Source organism: Herbaspirillum sp. meg3 (assembly GCF_002257565.1).
Classification (GTDB): Bacteria; Pseudomonadota; Gammaproteobacteria; order Burkholderiales; family Burkholderiaceae_D; genus Herbaspirillum.
The window spans coordinates 3,537,953-3,554,732 of the sequence record NZ_CP022736.1 but is presented as its reverse complement, the minus strand read 5'-3'; the positions used below and the strand labels follow the sequence as shown (position 1 = coordinate 3,554,732).

Below are 16,780 nucleotides of genomic sequence, written 5' to 3'. Positions count from 1 at the left end.
CATTTTGATGCGCAAGGCCTTTTGGTTTTTAGAATGTTTTTTGTTTTTGCAACGATGAACATTTCCGGTATTTCATCATCGTATCGTCATGCTTCTGGACCATAATATCGAGTTGGCTTTTTCAGCCTCTTTGCAGGGTGTCATTTTCGGGTCTGATTTGAGCCTGCCTCGGGTCTGATTGCAGCCATTGATCCCCGTCATTGACGACGAGTGCATTTTGCGAGCACCTGCTATCTGTGCCGACGCAGACGCCTGCGGCAGCAATGCAGATGTTCATGAAATGTCTTGATTAAAACTTATCCGTTTCCTGTCTTCCAAGATGACTATCACACCAAATCCCGATAACAAGCAAACGCCATCTTCCTCTTCTTCCGCCGGCAAACCGGGCGTGCTCAGGCGCTGGTGGTTCTGGATCCTGCTGGTGGTGTTGGCCGGAGGTGGTTATTCCTATTGGAGCCACAAGCGTGCCGCGACAGCCGAGCAGGCTCAGGGCGGTGCCGGTGGCGGCGGTCAGCGCGGCCCCGGCGGCAAGCGCGGTGCCGGCGGTCCCGGTGGTTTTGGCACCATGGGTTTGTCGCCGGTGGGTGTGGCACTGGCCAAAACCGCGGATGTCAACATTTACCTGACCGGTCTGGGCGGCGTGACGCCGACGGCGACGGCAACGGTGCGTAGCCGCGTTGACGGCCAGCTGATGAAGCTGCATTTCAAGGAAGGCCAGTTGGTCAAGCAGGGTGAATTGCTGGCGGAACTCGATGCGCGTCCTTATGAAGTGGCCGTGACCCAGGCAGAAGGCCAATTGGCCCGTGACCAGGCTTTGCTCAATGCGGCCCAGCTCGACCTCAAACGTTATCGCACGCTGCTGGCCCAAGACTCCATCGCCAGCCAGCAAGTCGATACCCAGGCAGCATTGGTCAAACAATACGAAGGTACGGTCAAGTCTGATCAAGGCAATCTTGCCAGCGCGCGTTTGCAACTGACCTATTCGCGCGTGACTGCGCCGGTCAGCGGCCGCACCGGTCTGCGCCAGGTCGATATCGGCAATATCGTCCATTCCAGCGACACCAGCGGCATCGTCATCATCACGCAAGTGCAGCCGATCACAGCGATCTTCAGCATTCCGGAAGACAATATCCCGGCCGTCATGAAGCAGTTGCAAGCAGGCAAAAAACTCGCCACCGATGCATGGGATCGCGAGCAGAAAAACAAACTCGCCAGCGGCACCTTGCTGACCATCGATAACCAGGTGGATGCAACCACCGGTACCGTCAAGCTCAAGGCACAATTCCCGAACACCGACTTCGCGCTGTTCCCGAATCAGTTCGTCAATATCCGCATGCTGCTGGATACCCGCCAAGGAGCGACGGTGATCCCGAGCGCGGCGATTCAGCGTGGCTCCAAGGGCCTGTTCGTCTATGTCGTCAAGCAAGACAACACCGTCACGGTGCGCAATATCAAGACTGGCCCGACAGAAGGCGACGTGACTGCTGTCGAAGAGGGCGTGGCTTCCGGTGAAACCGTGGTGGTTGACGGCATCGACCGCCTGCGCGAAGGCGCAAAGGTCGAGCCCGTCATGCGCGGCGGCGCCGACGATCCGGCCAACAAGCTGACTGAAAAAGCCGGTCCGCGCCGTCACAAGCGTGATGGCGCCGCAGGTGCCGGTGCAGCAGCAGGTACAGCAGGAGCATCAGCCGCACAAGGTGAACAAGGCGGGCAAGGCGGTCAGAACATGACGCCCGAAGAGCGTCAAAAACGCTGGGCCGAGATCAACAAGCGCATCGACGCCGGCGAGTTCGGCGAAGAGATCAAGAAGCTGCCCGAAGACCAGCGCCGTCAACGCATGATGGAAATGCGCCGCCAGCAGCGCGCCAATGGTGGTGACGCAGGTACACCCGCTACCGCAGGTGCGTCCGCAGCAGGCAACGCCAATGCAAACAAATAAAGGCTGAAGCATGAATCCTTCACGCCTGTTTATTCTCCGGCCGGTCGCCACGTCGCTGCTGATGCTGGCGATTCTGCTGGCCGGCATCGTGGCTTACAAGCAGTTGCCATTGTCGGCGCTGCCGGAAGTCGACTACCCGACTATTCAGGTCGTCACCTTGTATCCCGGCGCCAGCCCGGATGTGATGACGTCCTCGGTAACCGCACCGCTGGAGCGTCAGTTCGGCCAGATGCCGGGCCTCAACCAGATGTCGTCGACCAGTTCGGGCGGCGCATCGGTGATCACGCTGCAGTTCAACCTCGATCTCAGTCTCGATATCGCCGAGCAAGAAGTGCAGGCTGCGATCAATGCCGGCGGCAACCTGTTGCCATCGGACTTGCCGGCACCGCCGATTTACAGCAAGGTCAATCCCGCCGATACCCCTATCCTGACGCTGGCGGTGACGTCCAAAACCATACCGCTGCCCAAGGTACAGGATCTGATCGACACGCGTCTGGCGCAAAAGATTTCGCAGCTCTCCGGAGTAGGTCTGGTGAGTCTGTCCGGTGGACAGCGTCCCGCCGTGCGCATGCAACTGAACCCGCGCGCCATCGCCTCGTTGGGCATGAACCTGGACGACATTCGCACCGCCATCGGCAATGCCAACGTCAATCAGGCCAAGGGGAGTTTCGATGGGCCGACGCGTGCGTCGACTATTGACGCCAACGACCAGTTGAAGTCCGCCGATGAATATCGCAATCTCATCATCGGCTACAAGAACGGCGCGCCGATCCGCGTATCCGATGTAGCCGATGTGGTCGACGGTGCTGAAAACGTTCGTCTCGGCGCCTGGGCCAACGAGTCCGCAGCGGTGATCGTCAACATCCAGCGCCAGCCTGGCGCCAACGTGATTGCCGTGGTCGACAGCATCAAGAAGATTCTGCCGACCTTGCAATCCAGCTTGCCGGGCGCGATCGATGTGCAGATTCTGACTGACCGCACCACGACCATTCGCGCGTCGGTAGACGACGTTAAATTCGAATTACTGTTGTCGATCGTGCTGGTGGTGATGGTGATCTTTGTCTTCCTGCGCAATATTCCGGCGACGATCATTCCGAGTGTCGCGGTGCCGCTGTCGCTGGTTGGCACCTTTGGCATCATGTACGTGGCCGGCTTCTCGATCAACAACCTGACGCTGATGGCGCTCACGATTGCCACCGGCTTCGTGGTTGACGATGCGATCGTCATGATCGAGAACATTTCACGTTATATCGAAGAAGGCATGGAGCCTTTGCAAGCCGCGTTGAAGGGCGCGCAGCAAATCGGGTTCACCATCATCTCGCTGACGTTTTCTCTGATTGCGGTGCTGATCCCGCTGCTGTTCATGGGTGATGTGGTGGGGCGGCTGTTCCACGAATTTGCCGTCACGCTGGCGGTGGCGATCCTGATTTCTGCTGTCGTATCGCTGACGCTGACGCCCATGATGTGCGCGCGCCTGCTGCATCACGTGCCGGAAGAAAAGCAGGGCTGGTTCTATCACAAGAGCGGCGCCTTCTTTGACCGCATCATTGCGCGCTACGGCGTCATGCTGGAATGGGTGCTCAATCGCCAGCGCTCTACGCTGCTGGTGGCGCTTGGTACGCTGGCGTTGACCGTGATTCTGTATATCTATGTGCCCAAGGGGTTCTTCCCGGTGCAGGATACGGGTGTGATCCAGGGGATTTCCGAGGCGACGCAATCCGTCTCCTTCGGCGCCATGGCTGAGCGTCAGCAGCAATTGGCAAAAGTCGTGCTGGAAGATCCGGCGGTCGACAGCCTGTCGTCTTTCATTGGTGTCGACGGCATCAACGCGACGCTCAACAGCGGCCGCATGCTGATCAACCTCAAGCCGCATGCAGAGCGCGACATCAGCGCCAGCGACATCATCCGCCGCCTGCAGCCCCGGTTGGCTGAAAAAGTCCCCGGTATCACGCTGTACATGCAACCTGTACAAGACCTGACCATCGAAGACAGCGTCAGCCGCACGCAATACCAGTTCACGCTGGAAGACGCCGATGCCGCCGAACTCAGCACCTGGGTGCCGAAGCTGATTGATCGCCTGCGCCAGTTGCCTGAGCTGGCCGACGTCGCGACCAATATGCAGGATCAGGGTTTGCAGGCCTATGTCGAGATTGACCGCGACGCCGCTTCACGCATGGGCATCACGACGGCGGCGATCGACAACGCTTTGTACAACGCCTTCGGTCAACGTCTGATCTCGACGATCTACACGCAATCGAATCAGTACCGCGTGGTGATGGAGGTCAAGCCGGAATTCCAAAAAGGCCCGGACGCGCTCAACAGCATTTTCCTGGTCGCCTCCAACGGCAACCAGATTCCGCTGGCAAGTATCGCCAAGGTGACCGAGCGTACTGCACCGCTGGTGGTCAATCACCTCGGCCAGTTCCCGGCGACGACGGTGTCGTTCAATCTTGCCGCAGGCGCTTCGCTGGGTGAAGCCGTCAAGGTCATTACCGCTGCCGAGAAAGAGATCAATCTGCCGGCCAGTATTTCCACCAACTTCCAGGGCGCGGCGCTGGCCTTCCAGGCTTCGCTGTCGAACACGCTGTGGCTGATTCTGGCGGCGATCGTCACCATGTACATCGTGCTCGGCGTGCTGTACGAAAGCTATATCCATCCGATCACGATCTTGTCGACTTTGCCGTCGGCGGGCGTAGGGGCGTTGTTGTCGCTGATGATTTCACGCAACGACCTTGGCATTATCGGCATTATCGGCATCATCTTGCTGATCGGTATCGTCAAGAAGAACGCGATCATGATGATCGACTTCGCGCTCGAAGCGGAGCGCAACGAAGGCAAGTCGCCCCGTGAGGCGATTTATCAGGCTTGTCTGCTGCGCTTCCGTCCGATCTTGATGACCACCATGGCGGCTTTGCTCGGTGCGTTGCCGCTGATGCTGGGCAGCGGTGTCGGCTCGGAGCTGCGCCAGCCGCTGGGCATCACGATGGTGGGTGGGCTGCTGGTATCGCAGGTGCTGACGCTGTTCACCACACCGGTGATCTATCTGGGCTTCGACAGCCTGGCCAAACGCATGCGCAAGCGTTTCGGCAAGGACAAGCCCAACGATGCAGGCGACCTTGATGATGATGCACCATCTGCAATGATGCCGCCATCTTCACCACCTTCGCCACCTTCGCTGCATCCGTGATCCCGGCGCTGAAACGACATAAGACAGCATGAATATTTCGCGTCCCTTTATCGAACGGCCCATCGCCACCACTTTGCTGACCATCGGCATCGCGCTGGCGGGGATGGTGGCGTTCCGGTTGTTGCCGGTGTCGCCGCTGCCGCAGGTCGACTATCCGACCATTTCCGTCTCCGCCTCAATGCCCGGCGCCAGTCCGGAAACCATGGCGGCGACCATCGCGACACCGCTGGAGCGGGCGCTGGGCGCCATCGCCGGCGTTACTGAAATGACGTCGTCGAGCTCGCTGAACTCCACGCGCATTACGCTACAGTTCGATCTCACTCGCGACATCGATGGCGCCGCGCGCGACGTACAGGCCGCGTTGAATGCGGCACGCAACCTGCTACCGTCCGGCATGCCTAGCAATCCGAGCTATCGCAAGGTCAATCCTGCGGATGCGCCTATCCTGATCCTGGCGTTGACGTCCGACACCATGACGCAAGGGCAGATGTACGATGCGGCCGACAGTATTCTGGCGCAGAAGCTGTCGCAGGTGCGCGGCGTCGGTCAGGTCAGCGTCGGCGGCAGCTCGCAGCCGGCAGTGCGCATAGAGCTCAACCCCAGTGCGCTCAACAAATACGGTATCGGTTCGGCAGACGTGCGCACGGCTGTTGCCGCCACCAATGCAAATCGCCCCAAGGGCATTGTCGAAGATGGCGATCGCAACTGGCAGATCTATGCCAACGACCAGGCCAAGACAGCCGCCGAGTACGCGCCGCTGATCGTTTCCTATCGCAACGGTTCGCCGGTGCGGGTACGCGACGTGGCCGAAGTCAAGGATTCAGTAGCTGACCTGCGCAATGCCGGTTCCGCCAACGGTAAACCGTCGGTCCTGCTGATCATCAATCGACAGCCGGGTGCCAATATCATCGAAACCGTCGATACCGTCATGAGTCTGTTGCCGCAGTTGCGGGCATCGATTCCGCACGCTATCAATCTCGACGTGATGATGGATCGCACGCCAACCATCCGCGCCTCGCTCAAGGACACGGAGAAGACTCTGCTGATGTCGATCGCGCTGGTGATCATGGTGGTGTTCATTTTTCTGCGTAACTGGCGCGCAACCCTGATTCCGAGCGTGGCAGTACCCGTGTCGCTGATCGGCACCTTCGGCGTGATGTATATGCTGGGCTACAGCCTGGACAATCTGTCGCTGATGGCGCTGACGATTGCAACGGGTTTCGTGGTCGATGACGCCATTGTTGTCCTTGAAAACATTTCGCGCCACATCGAACAGGGCATGAAGCCGGTCAAGGCGGCGTTGATCGGCGCGCGTGAAGTTGGCTTCACGGTCTTGTCGATGAGCATTTCGCTGATTGCCGTATTCATCCCCATCCTGATGATGGGCGGGATTGTCGGCCGCTTGTTCCGTGAATTTGCGGTAACGCTGTCGGTGGCGATTCTGGTTTCGCTGCTGGTGTCGCTGACGACCACGCCGATGATGTGCGCCATGTTGCTCAAACGCGAGAGTGAGCAAGAACGCAAACCGGGGAAATTTTTCTCTGCCGTGGAGCGACTGTTCGACAGCATGCTGCGTGGCTATGAGCGCTCCCTGACATGGGCGCTACGCTTCTCGCCGCTGATGATCATCATCCTGTTTGCGACGATCGCGCTCAATGTCTATCTGTACGTGATCGTGCCAAAGGGCTTCTTCCCGCAGCAGGACACCGGCCGGCTGATCGGCGGCATTCGCGGCGACCAGTCGATTTCCTTCCAGGCGATGCGGATAAAACTCAATGAGTTCATCGAAATCGTGCGTCAGGATCCGGCGGTGGACAACGTGACTGCCTTCACCGGTGGCGGGCGGCGCAACAGCGGCAGCATGTACGTCGCGCTCAAGCCTTTGTCGGAACGCAAGATTTCAGCCGACAAGGTGATCGCCCGTCTGCGCAGCAAGCTGGCGCACGTGGCAGGCGCCAACGTTTTCTTGCAGGCGGCACAGGACATCCGTGTCGGCGCGCGCCAGAGCGATTCCCAATACGAATTCACACTGCAATCGGATGATCTGGAGGCGCTGCGTGTCTGGGAGCCGAAGATACGTCTGGCATTCTCCAATATCCCACAACTGGAAGACGTCACCACCGACCAGCAGGACAAGGGTTTGCAGACCACACTGACGATCGACCGTGAAACCGCCATTCGCAGCGGCGTCACGCCACAGTTGATCGACGCCAGCCTGAGTGACCTGTTCGGGCAGCGGCAGATTTCCACGATTTATAGCGGCATGAACCAGTATCACGTGGTGATGGAAGCTGCACCGCAGTATTGGCAAAGCCCGGAAATCCTGAACAGCACCTACGTCAGCCTAGCCAACAGCACCGCCAATCTGTCGCCGACGACTTCAGCGCTGGGTACGCCGCCGGCGTTGACGGCGGGTGGCAAGCTCAACTCCAACTCGTCGCTGGCCTTGACGCTGTCGACCGCAGCGTCGAAGCAGGTGCCGCTGACCTCGTTCTCGCGTTTCGCACCAACGACGACAGCCTTGAGCGTCAGTCACGAAGGGCAGTTCATTGCCTCGACGATTTCCTTTAATCTGGCCGAAGGCGTATCGTTGTCGCAAGCAACAGAGGTGATCAACGACACGCTGGCGCGCCTTGGGGTGCCGACTTCTGTGCATGGTGCGTTTGCCGGTACCGCCAATGCCTTCCAATCATCGATGGGCAGCCAGCCTTTGCTGATCCTGACGGCTTTGCTGGCGGTGTATATCGTGCTCGGTATCCTGTATGAAAGCCTGGTGCATCCGGTCACCATTCTCTCGACCTTGCCGTCGGCGGGTGTCGGCGCATTGCTGGCCTTGCTGGCAACCGGGACGGATTTCAGTCTGATCGCGCTGATCGGTGTGATTCTGCTGATTGGTATCGTAAAAAAGAACGCCATCATGATGATCGACTTTGCCTTGCAGGCGGAACGTACCCGCGGCCTGTCGCCGCGCGAAGCAATCTTCGAGGCGTGCAGCCTGCGCTTCCGCCCGATCATGATGACGACGATGGCCGCGCTCCTGGGTGCCGTGCCGTTGGCGCTGGGTACCGGTGATGGCGCCGAGTTGCGCCAGCCGCTGGGTATTTCGATCGTCGGCGGTCTGATCGTCAGCCAGATGCTGACGCTGTACACCACGCCAGTCGTCTATTTGTACATGGAGCGTTTCCGTCTATGGAGCAAGGGATTGTTCGAACGCAAGACGGCGCGAGTAGATTCGGCAAATTCGGCGCACTCGGGGAATTCGGGCGCGGCTTAAGCAGCGGCGCCTACGGAGAAATGAAAATGACATACGCAAAAATCAATCGCACCTTGACGATGTTCTCGCTGGCCCCTGTGGTGCTGGCGCTTGCCGCATGCTCGGTCGGGCCAGACTATGTACGTCCGCAGATGGACGAAGCGCCGGCCGTCTTCAAGGAAGGCCAGAACTGGAAGCCGGCCCAGCCGAGCGAACTGACCGCCGATGGCAAGTGGTGGGAAATGTTTGGCGATGCGCAGCTCAATGCGCTGGTCGGGCAGGTAGATATTTCGAATCAGAATCTGGCGCTGGCCGAAGCCAATTTCCGCAGCGCCATGGCGCTGGTGCAGACCTCGCGCGCGGCTTATTCGCCGACGCTGGATGCTACGGCTTCCGCCACGCGCAGCCGCTCAGGCAGCAGCTCCAGCAATTCCTCTTCGTCTAACAACGCTGGCGTGCGCAATTCTTATTCCTTTGCATTGAACGCGTCATGGGAAGCCGATGTGTGGGGACGGGTACGGCGCGACGTCGAAGCCAGCCAGGCCAGCGCCCAGGCCAGTGCCGCCGATCTGGCTGCGACCCGTCTTTCAGCGCAGGCTCAGCTGGCGCAGAACTATCTGCAATTACGCGTGCTGGATGCCCAGCAAAAGCTTCTGGAAGAAACGGTGGAGGCGTATCAGCGCTCCTACCAGCTCACAAAAAATCAGTACGCCGTCGGCATGGTCGCCAAGTCCGACGTGATCCAAGCGCAGAGCCAGTTGAATTCGGCCCAGGCTTCAGCGTTGGATAACGGTGTCTCACGCGCTCAGATCGAGCACGCCATTGCGCTGCTGGTAGGCAAGACACCATCGACATTTACCTTGCCCAAGGCGCCATTGGAGGCCACTGCGCCGCCGATTCCACAAGGTTTGCCGTCGATGCTGCTGGAGCGCCGTCCCGACGTGGCTGCTGCTGAACGTCGCGTGGCGGCCGCCAACGCCAAGATTGGTGTGGCCAAGGCGGCCTATTTCCCGAGTCTGACGCTGTCCGCTTCAGGTGGTTACCAGAGTTCGAGTTTCGCCGATTGGTTCTCCTTGCCGGGCCGCGTATGGTCGCTCGGCCCGCAACTGGCGCAATCGATCTTTGACGGCGGCTTGCGTCGCGCCGCGACGGATCAGGCGATCGCTTCGTACGACGGCACCGTGGCGGAATACAAGCAAGCCGTGTTGACTGCGTTTCAAGAAGTGGAAGATAACCTGGCCGCGCTGCGCATCCTGGAGCAAGAGGCTGCGGTTCAGAACGAAGCATTATTGGCCGCGCGTCAGGCAGTGCTGCTGGTCACCAATCAATACAAGGCCGGCACGGTCAGCTACGTCAACGTGATCACCGCACAAGCCACCGCGCTGTCGGCGGAGCGCACGGCGCTGGATATTCTCAACCGGCGCATGGCGGCCAGCGTGTTGCTCGCCAAGGCGCTGGGTGGGGGCTGGAGCGACACCAGCCTTAACGACCTGCAACCGGTTGCGCGCAAGTAGAAACAGGCGTCTGCAGCAGACAGGCTGCCGCGGACGATTTGCCATCGAATGGAATTGGAGTTAGCCGTTCCGTGCGCAGCTCTCTCCATCGACATGAAAGCCTGCAGGACATTGCGGTGCGTCGAAAGTGCCGACACGGCCATTGCAACCTAGTCGCTCCACGTTGGCCGGGCAGGTAATTTGTTCAGCGGGTTTGGCTTGCGGACGTTCACTGACCGGCAGCGCTTGGCCGGAAACAGGGCGCGGAGATAAAGAGCGAGCGTCTTTTTGTTGCTTATATTTTTGTGCGGTACCGACGTCGGACGGTCTGGATAACGGTTTCCCCGGCGTGTCATTGTCAGTGACTGCAGGCGTTTGCTTGCCGTATTTGTTCCAGAGAAGAGTGGAGGCGGCGACGATGAAAAACATCAGGAGCACGATTGCTGGCCAATTTTTGCGCTGGGGCTGTGGCGAGGCAGACGGCATGATGAGCTGAATTGCTACGGGGTGTAAGCGCGAGTTTGATGCTATCGACGTTGCAGGCGATTCAATTGTGCGAAGTACATTGGCAGAAGGCGCGCCGCTATATTGAGGCGCGACAGTGCTTGTTTTCAGCGACTCTTCATCGTGGTCGTTATCATTGTCGGCAATACGTTCGGCAAGATCATCGATACTGTTATAGCGGCGTAGCGAACACTTATCGGCAAGTTTTCGCACTGCATATAGCGACCATGGTTTCTTATGGGATTTATTCAGGAGCTCTTCGAGCTGGTCAAGGCTTACTATTGACACATACGGATTGTTTTGAAGTTCTTCTGAAAAATTGGAGCCCTCAGGTATCTGTGGCGTAAATACCATCGCACCATGTGGATACGATTTGAAAGCAGAGAGTTTGCTCATCCGGGACTGGAGAATTTGATTGTTTGACAATACCTGCTCATATCGATTGTCAATTTCTTCTTTATTGCCGCGATCATCCGTTAGTACCCATGGGCCGTTAAGACCTCCGGACACGCGGCGTACGTAATTTTTGACTTCGATCTGGAGCATCGTCGAAGTCGTTGCGACGAAAAGGTCAATTTGTGTATAGCGGGATTTTTTGTTCAAATTGCTGAGATGGAAATTGCAAAGGACAACGGCTTTTTCGTTGCGCCGGGAGAGCAAATCCATCAAGTAGGAAAGAACAAATTTTTCAGATTCTGACGGGCCTGTCTGGCCACAAAATAATTCAATATTCTGCATCGTTCCCCCGAACATTCATTGTTATTCGTGTTTTTCACTCCGCGCAACGTAAGCTTTTATCAAATAAAAAGCATTGCGCACTTGCTAGGTAGTCAAACACCGCGGCATGAATTTTAACAAAAAGGTAGATTTTTCCGTACGGAAAATAGAAGTGAAGAAGATAAAAACGAGGAGGTCGTTCGCAGAGTTAAGTACTTCTGATTCAGGCCAACCTGCTCAGAACGGCAAGTCGGCCAGCTGCGCGCGCAACATGCCGCGCAGCGCATTGCAGACAACGATCTCTTCTGCACGCGCCAACTCTGCGCGTGTGATGTTTGCTTCGCTTGCCGCCAGATCCGGATCTGCCAGCAGCACTTCGCGCATGATTCCCGGCAGCACGCCCGCCGACAGCGGAGGCGTCAGCCAGCGACCATCCAGTTTCACAAAGACGCTGCTGCGTCCGCCTTCAGTCAGTTCATCACGTTCATTGAAGAACAGCATGTCAAAACCACCGTGGCGTTCGGCGGTTTTCCACGCATCGTCATAGACCGTGCGTATCGATGTTTTGTGACGCAAAAATAGCGCGTCACTGGAGGTGATCGTCGGCGAGACGAATACCTTGAGCGGTTCCGTCAACGCCGACAATGCACCTTGCTGCAGGTGTATTGCGCCATCGTGATGCAAGTCGAGCCGCAAGCGATGCGGCATGGCGGACGGCAGTTTGGCACAGGCTTCCTTGAGCGCGGTACGAATGGTGGCCTCGTCATACGGGAAGCTGAAATAGCGCGCGGAACCCTGCAGGCGTTGCAGATGCCGGTCGAGATGGCGGCAGCCGTCTTCCTGTGTGGCGTAGATGGTTTCGAACAGGCTGAAATCGCTTTCCAGTCCGGTCAGGAAGCTCGCCTTCAATTTGCACTCGGCATATTCATCGGCGGCATTGCTGTCATACACGATGCCAGCGCCGACGCCCATTTCTCCAACGCGCACGCCGTCTTGCGGCGCCTGCAAGACAAGAGTGCGGATCGGTACCGACATGCAGAAATCGCCAATAGCCGCATCATCCGCAGCAGCATCAAACCAGCCGATGGCCCCGGTGTACAGCCCGCGTGGTGTGCTCTCCAGTTCGCGGATGATTTGCATGGTGCGCCGCTTGGGCGCGCCGGTGATCGAGCCGCAAGGATAGAGCGCGGCAAATAGTTCTGCGAGCGTGGCGTCGGGACGCAGCTGTGCCGTGATGGTCGAGGTCATCTGCAGCACCTCGCCAAAACGCTCGACAGCGAACAGATGCGGCACCGCCACTGATCCGTTCATGGCGATTCTGCCGAGGTCATTGCGCAGCAAATCGACGATCATCAGGTTTTCAGCGCGGTTCTTTTCGTCGTTCGAGAGGGCGTCTGCGCGGAGCGCATCGTCTTTTGCCTCACCGCTGGCGCGAGCCGTGCCTTTCATCGGTTGTGCATGCAGCGCGCCGTGTTCATGGCGTACGAACAGCTCCGGCGAGAACGACAAAATGCAACGCTGATCCGGCAGCCTGATGAAAGCGCCATAAGGCACCGGCTGACGCGCGCGCAGTTTGTTGTACAAAGCAATCGGCGCACCGTAGACGTCGAAGTGCAGGCGGTAGGTGTAGTTGACCTGATAGGTGTCGCCGGCCGCAATGTAGTCGCGGATACGGGCGATATCATGGGTAAATTGCGCTTCATCCACGCTGGCGCGGATGTCGGCAACGCCGCTGGCGCTGGCCGCGTCAGCGTTGGCTTGCTCTTGCAGCCAGGCGGTGGTTTCCGCTGCGCTTAAGAAATCGCGTTGCCTGAATAGCAAGATCTCTGCCTGTGCCGGTTCAGCATTCTTGGCCGCTGGACGAGGATCAATGCCATGCAGTCCAGCGCCCAGTTCGTAGTGCAGCAAGGAGACAGCGTACAAACCACCCCGGATTGCTTTTTCCATCTCGGCCAGCAGTGCGGGAAGCTCAGCGGCGCTGCGGCAGCTCAGCGTAGAGTGATAGCCCGTATAGAGGCGTGAACGCGGCGTCGCGGCGCGCACATCGTTGTCATCGAGCAAGGCAAAGCAAGGGGACTGCATCATGGGACCAAAAGAGCAAAAAAACGGTGCAAATTCACAAGGGATGGCAAGTATGGCGCATTGCAGGCGGAGAGGGGATACCCGTCTGATCTGCGTGCCCGGCAGCATCATAGCTTAAACGGTATACTGCAGAGCAGTTCCCCGTATCCGGATCGGTCGTCCGGATAGCGGCAATCAAGACCCATTCTCCACTCTCATTTCGTCCGATGGCATTTCCGCGCACATTCACCATTCCCCTGATCGTTGCCTGCGCCTTGTTCATGGAGCAGATGGATTCCACCGTGATTTCCACTTCGCTGCCGGTGCTGGCGGTGGATATGGCGGTCGACCCGATTTCGCTCAAGCTGGCGTTGACGTCTTATCTGGTCAGCCTGGCGGTGTTCATTCCGATCAGCGGCTGGATGGCGGATCGTTTCGGCGCGCTGACAATTTTCCGTTCGGCGATCTGCGTGTTCATGATGGGTTCGATCCTCTGCGGCATTTCGCAGAATCTGCCGGAGTTTGTCGCGGCGCGGTTCTTTCAGGGCATCGGCGGCGCGATGATGGTGCCGGTCGGACGGCTGGTCATCCTGCGCAGCGTGGATAAGGCGAATCTGGTCAAGGCGCTCAGCTACCTGACGATTCCGGCGATGTTCGGTCCTGTGCTGGGGCCACCCTTGGGTGGTTTCATTACGACGTACTTTCACTGGCGCTGGATTTTCTTCATCAATATTCCGATCAGCATTCTTGGTCTGTATCTGGCTACGCGCTTCATTGAAAACAAGAAAGAAGCGCAGGTCGCACCGCTTGACTGGCCTGGTTTCATCTTGTCGGCGTTGGGATGTTCGCTGCTGATGATGGGGCTGGCGACTGCCGGACGCCATCTGGTGTCTGGCGGGATCTCGCTGGCGTGTGTGGTGATTGGTGTGTTGTCGCTGGTGGTCTATGTCTGGCATGCACGCCGTACCGAATATCCGTTGATCGATCTGAACCTGTTGAAGATCACGACCTTGCAGGCAGGTGTTGGTGGCGGTTCGCTGTTCCGGTTGGGGATCGGCGCGATTCCTTTTCTGCTGCCGCTGATGTTGCAGCTCGGGTTTGGCTTCACGGCTTTCCACTCCGGTTTGCTGACCTGCGCTTCGGCTGCGGGCGCCATGTTCATGAAGACGATCGCGGCAAAATTCCTCAAGCGCTATGGTTTCCGCCGCGTGATGATCATCAACGGCACTTGCGGCGTGATTTCTCTGGCGGCTATCGGTTTGTTTACGCAGACCACGCCCTACGCCGTGATGCTGATCGTGCTGCTGATCGGCGGCTGTTTCCGCTCCTTGCAATTCACCAGCCTCAATGCGATTTCCTACGCCGACGTCGATACGCACAAGCTGAGCCAGGCCACCAGCATCGCCAGCGTGGCGCAGCAGTTGTCGGTGGGGATGGGCGTGGTGCTGGGCGGTTTCGCCTTGCAGACGTCAAACCATTTGCAGGGACATGCAACGCTGGTGGCGCAGGACTTCTGGCCAGCCTTCCTGACGGTCGCGGTGGCGGCTTCGTTTTCGATTCCCTTGCTGATGCGCTTGCCCGCCAATGCCGGCGCCGAACTGGCCGGTCGCGCTTCCGACTCTGCCTCGGCTGCAAAGCCGACGTCGGTATAAGTCAGCATAGATCAGCACCATCGCTGGAAAAACTCACGACATGCAACTCAAATACAGCGTCTTTCCCCTCGGAGCAGTCCTGATCTGGGCCGGTAACACGGTCGTCAGCAAAATGTCGGCGGGCCTGATCGAGCCGGCGGCGATTTCCTTCTATCGCTGGCTGCTGGCAGGACTGATTCTGACGCCGTTTTTGCTGAAACCGGTCTGGCGGCAACGCCGCACGATACAGCCGCATCTGCCGAAAATCCTTGTGCTGGCCTTACTCGGCATGGTGCTGTATCAGAGCCTGGCCTACTTCGCCGCGGCGACATCGTCTGCGACCAGCATGGGCATGATTGCTTCGCTGATGCCTTTGCTGACCTTGCTGTTGAGCAGCTTGTTTTTGCGCGAACCGCCAACCTGGGGCACGTTGGTGGGCGGCGTACTATCTCTGCTGGGCCTGATGATTCTGATCGGCAAAGGCCATCCGATGCAATTGTTTGAGCACGGCGTGGTGTTCGGCGACATCCTCATGTTGCTGGCGACGGTAGCTTACGCTCTATACGGTGTGTTGCTGCGCAAATGGGCGTTGCCGATTGCCTCGTGGCATCTTCTGTATCTGCAGATCTGGATTGCGGTGGTGCTGTTGTTCCCGCCATTCTTGCTGGCGCCATATTCGCCGGTGACGGCGGCCAATCTGCCCTTGCTGCTGTATGCAGCGATTGCCGCATCGATCATTTCGCAGATTCTGTGGATGAACGGCGTCGCCCATCTGGGCGCCAGTCACTCCGCAGTGTTCATGAACTTGTTTCCCATATTTACCGTCATAATCGCAGTGGCGGCTCTGGGCGAGTCGGTGCATTCGTATCATGCAATCGGCGGTGGCATTACGTTGATCGGCGTGCTGCTTGCACAAATGCTGAAACAAAGAATCGTCCGGCCGGCCGTCTGATCGACACTAAAAAAGGTAAAACATGATCGACGCAAACATGATCGTTAACTGCACGGCCTACAGAAAAGGCAAGAAGCTGCGAGAAATCACTCTCGATGAAATTAGTGACGTACTGGCGGAAGACGGCACCTTCGTCTGGCTGGGCCTGCTCGAGCCAAATGTCGAGCTGATGAACAAGATCAAGGAAGAGTTTCATCTTCACGAGCTGGCAGTGGAAGATGCTTACGCCGCTCACCAGCGCCCCAAGATCGAGGAATACGGCGACACCCTGTTCGTGGTGCTGCACACCGCGCAATTGGCCGACGGTGAGGTGCAGTTCGGTGAAACCCACATTCTGACCGGGCCGCGCTTTGTGGTTACGGTGCGCCACGGCGCCTCGCGCAGTTATGCCAAGGTACGCGAGCATTGCGAGATGCTGCCCGAGCGTCTGGGACGCGGTCCCAGTTTCGTGCTCTACGCCATCATGGACTTCGTGGTCGATAACTACCGCCCGATCATGGATGATCTGGAGGCCAAATTTACCCAGTACGAAGCGCAGCTCTTCGACCCGGCCGCCAATACCGGCAAGGCCTATCTGCAAGAGCTCTACCAATTGAAGCGTCAACTGATCCGGCTGCGCTCGGCGGCGTCGCCGCTGCTGGACGTCTGTACGCAGCTGCTGCGTTTCCACGAGGGGTTGATCACCAAGGAGGGTAAAGTCTACTTCCGCGACATCTATGACCACGTGGTGCGCTTCATCGACACCGGCGATCGCCTGCGTGAAATGGTGGAATCGGCGGTGCAGATCAACCTGGCGCAAGTCACCATCCACCAAAATGAAATCGTGCAAACGCTGGCCGGCTGGGGTGCGATTCTGGCCATCCCGACCATGGTCTTCAGCCTGTACGGCATGAACTTCGCCAATATGCCGGGCCTGTCATGGCAATGGAGCTTCCCGGTGGTGCTGGTGGGCATCTTTACCTGCTGTTCGCTGTTGTGGCGTCGGTTGCGCAGGGCAGGGTGGCTGTAGTCGGCAGGCTTGGGAACACGATCCTGATGGCGGG

Annotated in this window: 9 protein-coding genes; 7 read left to right on the top strand and 2 right to left on the bottom strand. The window is 58.3% G+C overall.

All coding sequences use genetic code 11. The features are described from left to right. Nucleotides 1-319 precede the first annotated feature (319 nt). Genes hmeg3_RS15970 through hmeg3_RS15955 form a run of 4 tightly spaced genes read left to right on the top strand, consistent with a single transcriptional unit; the run spans nucleotide 320 to nucleotide 9,893 of the window. The gene (locus tag hmeg3_RS15970; RefSeq protein WP_094564597.1) at nucleotides 320-1,939 is read left to right on the top strand and encodes an MdtA/MuxA family multidrug efflux RND transporter periplasmic adaptor subunit; all 1,620 of its coding nucleotides are present in this window, start codon (nucleotides 320-322) and stop codon (nucleotides 1,937-1,939) included. Between the two features lie 10 nt (nucleotides 1,940-1,949). Next, nucleotides 1,950-5,126 carry an MdtB/MuxB family multidrug efflux RND transporter permease subunit gene (locus tag hmeg3_RS15965; protein ID WP_094564596.1) on the top strand — a complete coding sequence of 1,059 codons (3,177 nt, stop codon included), beginning with the start codon at nucleotides 1,950-1,952 and terminating at the stop codon, nucleotides 5,124-5,126. Nucleotides 5,127-5,154: 28 nt separating this feature from the next. Continuing rightward, on the top strand, nucleotides 5,155-8,400 hold the full coding sequence (locus hmeg3_RS15960; protein ID WP_094564595.1) for an efflux RND transporter permease subunit: 3,246 nt from the start codon (nucleotides 5,155-5,157) through the stop codon (nucleotides 8,398-8,400). 26 nt (nucleotides 8,401-8,426) lie between these two features. Next, the gene (locus hmeg3_RS15955; RefSeq protein ID WP_094564594.1) at nucleotides 8,427-9,893 is read left to right on the top strand and encodes an efflux transporter outer membrane subunit; all 1,467 of its coding nucleotides are present in this window, start codon (nucleotides 8,427-8,429) and stop codon (nucleotides 9,891-9,893) included. Between the two features lie 60 nt (nucleotides 9,894-9,953). Here the strand turns inward: hmeg3_RS15955 and hmeg3_RS15950 are convergent, their stop codons facing one another. Together hmeg3_RS15950 and pabB are read right to left on the bottom strand one after the other, a co-directional pair. Then, complete coding sequence (locus hmeg3_RS15950; protein WP_157739291.1) at nucleotides 9,954-11,114, bottom strand: nuclease-related domain-containing protein; 1,161 nt, start codon at nucleotides 11,112-11,114, stop codon at nucleotides 9,954-9,956. A 216-nt stretch (nucleotides 11,115-11,330) separates the two neighbouring features. Further along, nucleotides 11,331-13,178: an aminodeoxychorismate synthase component I gene (gene pabB, locus hmeg3_RS15945; protein WP_094564592.1), complete on the bottom strand. Its 1,848-nt coding sequence runs from the start codon at nucleotides 13,176-13,178 to the stop codon at nucleotides 11,331-11,333. A 203-nt stretch (nucleotides 13,179-13,381) separates the two neighbouring features. Here pabB and hmeg3_RS15940 point away from each other — a divergent pair, with 203 nt between their 5' ends. Genes hmeg3_RS15940 through hmeg3_RS15930 form a run of 3 tightly spaced genes read left to right on the top strand, consistent with a single transcriptional unit; the run spans nucleotide 13,382 to nucleotide 16,746 of the window. Next, nucleotides 13,382-14,806: a DHA2 family efflux MFS transporter permease subunit gene (locus hmeg3_RS15940; protein WP_094564591.1), complete on the top strand. Its 1,425-nt coding sequence runs from the start codon at nucleotides 13,382-13,384 to the stop codon at nucleotides 14,804-14,806. Between the two features lie 40 nt (nucleotides 14,807-14,846). Continuing rightward, the gene (locus hmeg3_RS15935; protein ID WP_094564590.1) at nucleotides 14,847-15,737 is read left to right on the top strand and encodes a DMT family transporter; all 891 of its coding nucleotides are present in this window, start codon (nucleotides 14,847-14,849) and stop codon (nucleotides 15,735-15,737) included. A 22-nt stretch (nucleotides 15,738-15,759) separates the two neighbouring features. Next, the gene (locus hmeg3_RS15930) at nucleotides 15,760-16,746 is read left to right on the top strand and encodes a magnesium and cobalt transport protein CorA (RefSeq protein ID WP_094564589.1); all 987 of its coding nucleotides are present in this window, start codon (nucleotides 15,760-15,762) and stop codon (nucleotides 16,744-16,746) included. Nucleotides 16,747-16,780 lie beyond the last annotated feature (34 nt).